Below are 2322 nucleotides of genomic sequence, written 5' to 3' on the forward strand. Positions count from 1 at the left end.
AATATTTTGCAAATTGTTGGCTAGGCGAAAATCATCAGCAGCCTGTTGCAATTCTTCGTCTTGAATCTCAATTCCTAATTCTCTGGCTTTAGACTCAATTATTTGACAAGTAGCTATTCCCTCCAAAATGCGGTTTAACTGACTAGAAAGCTTTAAATGGCTGATAATAGTTTGGGGGTTGATTTTGACTATTTGTTTCATACTTGGGGTTGTATATAGTTCAAAGGCATCAAGCTCGCAGCCTATTGTTTGCTCTCAATCAATAAACCGAGCAACAACTAAAGCAGAGTTATGGGGCTTTGTATTATAAATATAATAAATAAGAGTTAAAAGCAACTTAAATTTAGATTGTATCTGCTCTTTTCACCCTAACCCCTGTTTAAGACTTCAGCCCATAACAATTTACAATAAATAATTTTCGGAAACATCTAATTTAACTGTCTTCCTGTAAGTTCGACAAAAATATCTTCCAAGTTAGAATCTCGTATAGTCACCCCGATTTTATCTGCCAAAGACTCCAGGTAATGGTTGGCAGTGGCGCGATCGCGGAAAAACCGACTTTCTAACCTATCTCCCGTTTGTTTGAGGGCGATCGCTTTGCCATATTTAGCCCGAAAATCTTCTAGAGTACCCAATTCGATTAATTTTCCCGCTTCCATAATACCGATCCGCCCTGGTTTGCCGTTGCGCGAGCGATCGCACAAAAATTCTACCTCTTCCATATAGTGACTGGTAATCACGATAGTCATGCCTTTACTATTAAGATCTTGAATGATTTCCCAGAGACGGCGACGAGTTTGGGGATCTAAACCCACAGTGGGTTCGTCTAAAAATAAAATACTCGGCTCGTGTAATAAAGCCCTGGCAATTTGTAAGCGACGTTTCATTCCTCCCGAAAGAGTTTTCACCAGAGATTGAGCGCGATCGCTTAAATCGACATATTCTAACCATTTTCTAATGCGCTTTTTTCGTTCCGACTTGGGAATGTGGTGCATTCTGCCATGAAACTCCAGGTTTTCCCAAACCGTGAGTTCCCCATCGACGCTAATTTGTTGCAGAACTACGCCAATATTTCGTTTGACGCGATCGCGATCGCAAGCAACATCATAGCCAGCAACTTCAATTCTACCTTCATTGGGCTGCGCTAAGGTAATCAACATTCTAATAGTGGTAGACTTGCCCGCACCGTTAGGACCTAATAAACCGAATATTTCCCCCGATTCAATAGTCAAAGAAAGATCGTCAACGACGGAAACGTTATTATATATTTTGCGGACATTTGAGAGAGCTACAGCCAAATTATTCATCTATGCTTGATATATATCTAAAATTTTTATACAGAAACTAAAATAACAATTACCAAAGATAATGTTATTATCTTTTCAAACCTTATTTATATAAAGTGGTTTTTGAAAACTTGATTGAATCTTTAAACATATAAACAGGCTTAATAGCTACAATTATTAGCATCATTACTATCCTCTACTATCTCGATCTCTTGGAGGGTTTTCCATCCAGGTATCCAGAGATTATCATCTTTAAGTTGAACGGCATTCAGCCAGAACTTAGTTTGAGGATCGCAGGATGCGACCATTTCAGCAAATACCCATTTTCCTTGGTTTTTGCGATTGACCACTTGGAAATGTCTCCAACCCCAAGTTTTTTGTTTGGCAGTCCATTTTGAGCCAACTAAAAAAGGAAACTTTTGTTTTTGTTTTTTCGACATTTTAACTTCAAAAGATAATAATGTTACTCTAGTCGCAATAATCAACATCTTTTCATTGTGATATTTTTATGAAAACTACATCCGTTTTGTATCAGTTATTTTTAGAACGAGTTAATAACTACAGTGCTATTGCCCTATCTTTATGTTTGGCACTTGCTTCCGCACCAGCAATTGCTCAAGACAATACTATTAAACTAGAAGATTCCAACTCTGGGGGAGCTACTACAGAACAAGCTCCTATTAATTACAGAGATTTACCTCCTTTGGAAAACGATAGTTTTCCCGATGCTAACTCTCCCCTACCAGCAGAAAACATTGAGTTTGCGACAGAAGAAAGTGACTATACTCTTGGTGCTGGGGACAGAATTAATCTCAACATTTTTCAAGTAGAAGAATATAGTGGTGAATATCCCGTATTAGTTGACGGCACTATTAGTTTACTTTTAGTTGGTAGAGTTGATGTCAGGGGTTTAAGTCTTAAAGAAACATCCGACAAAGTTTCCGAAAAATATTCTACTTATCTCAAGCGACCTATTATTACCGTTGGTTTAATTGCTCCTCGCCCTCTAAAAATCGGCGTTTCTGGAGAAGTGGAT

3 protein-coding genes and 1 pseudogene are annotated in these 2322 nt (G+C 38.2%); 1 reads left to right on the top strand and 3 read right to left on the bottom strand.

Features of this window, described 5'->3' with window-relative positions; all coding sequences use genetic code 11:
* From AC33VI_RS22840 to AC33VI_RS22850, 3 genes and pseudogenes are all read right to left on the bottom strand, one after another.
* A pseudogene (locus tag AC33VI_RS22840) lies at positions 1-201 on the bottom strand (peptidylprolyl isomerase); the annotation flags it as partial.
* 227 nt (positions 202-428) lie between these two features.
* A complete protein-coding gene (locus tag AC33VI_RS22845; RefSeq protein ID WP_491784563.1) occupies positions 429-1307 on the bottom strand; it encodes an ABC transporter ATP-binding protein in 879 nt (292 codons plus the stop codon).
* 140 nt (positions 1308-1447) lie between these two features.
* Entirely contained in the window at positions 1448-1726 is a 279-nt protein-coding gene (locus tag AC33VI_RS22850; protein WP_491784565.1) for a TIGR02450 family Trp-rich protein, read from the bottom strand.
* A gap of 68 nt (positions 1727-1794) precedes the next feature.
* Here AC33VI_RS22850 and AC33VI_RS22855 point away from each other — a divergent pair.
* Positions 1795-2322: polysaccharide biosynthesis/export family protein (locus AC33VI_RS22855; protein ID WP_491784564.1), on the top strand; the 528-nt coding region annotated here is incomplete at its 3' end.

The organism is Waterburya sp. (genome assembly GCF_058530065.1).

Excerpts from the sequence above, each read along its gene's own strand:
- AC33VI_RS22845 (WP_491784563.1), bottom strand. The coding sequence starts at position 1,307 with ATGAATAATTTGGCTGTAGCTCTCTCAAATGTCCGCAAAATATATAAT.
- AC33VI_RS22850 (WP_491784565.1), bottom strand. The coding sequence starts at position 1,726 with ATGTCGAAAAAACAAAAACAAAAGTTTCCTTTTTTAGTTGGCTCAAAA.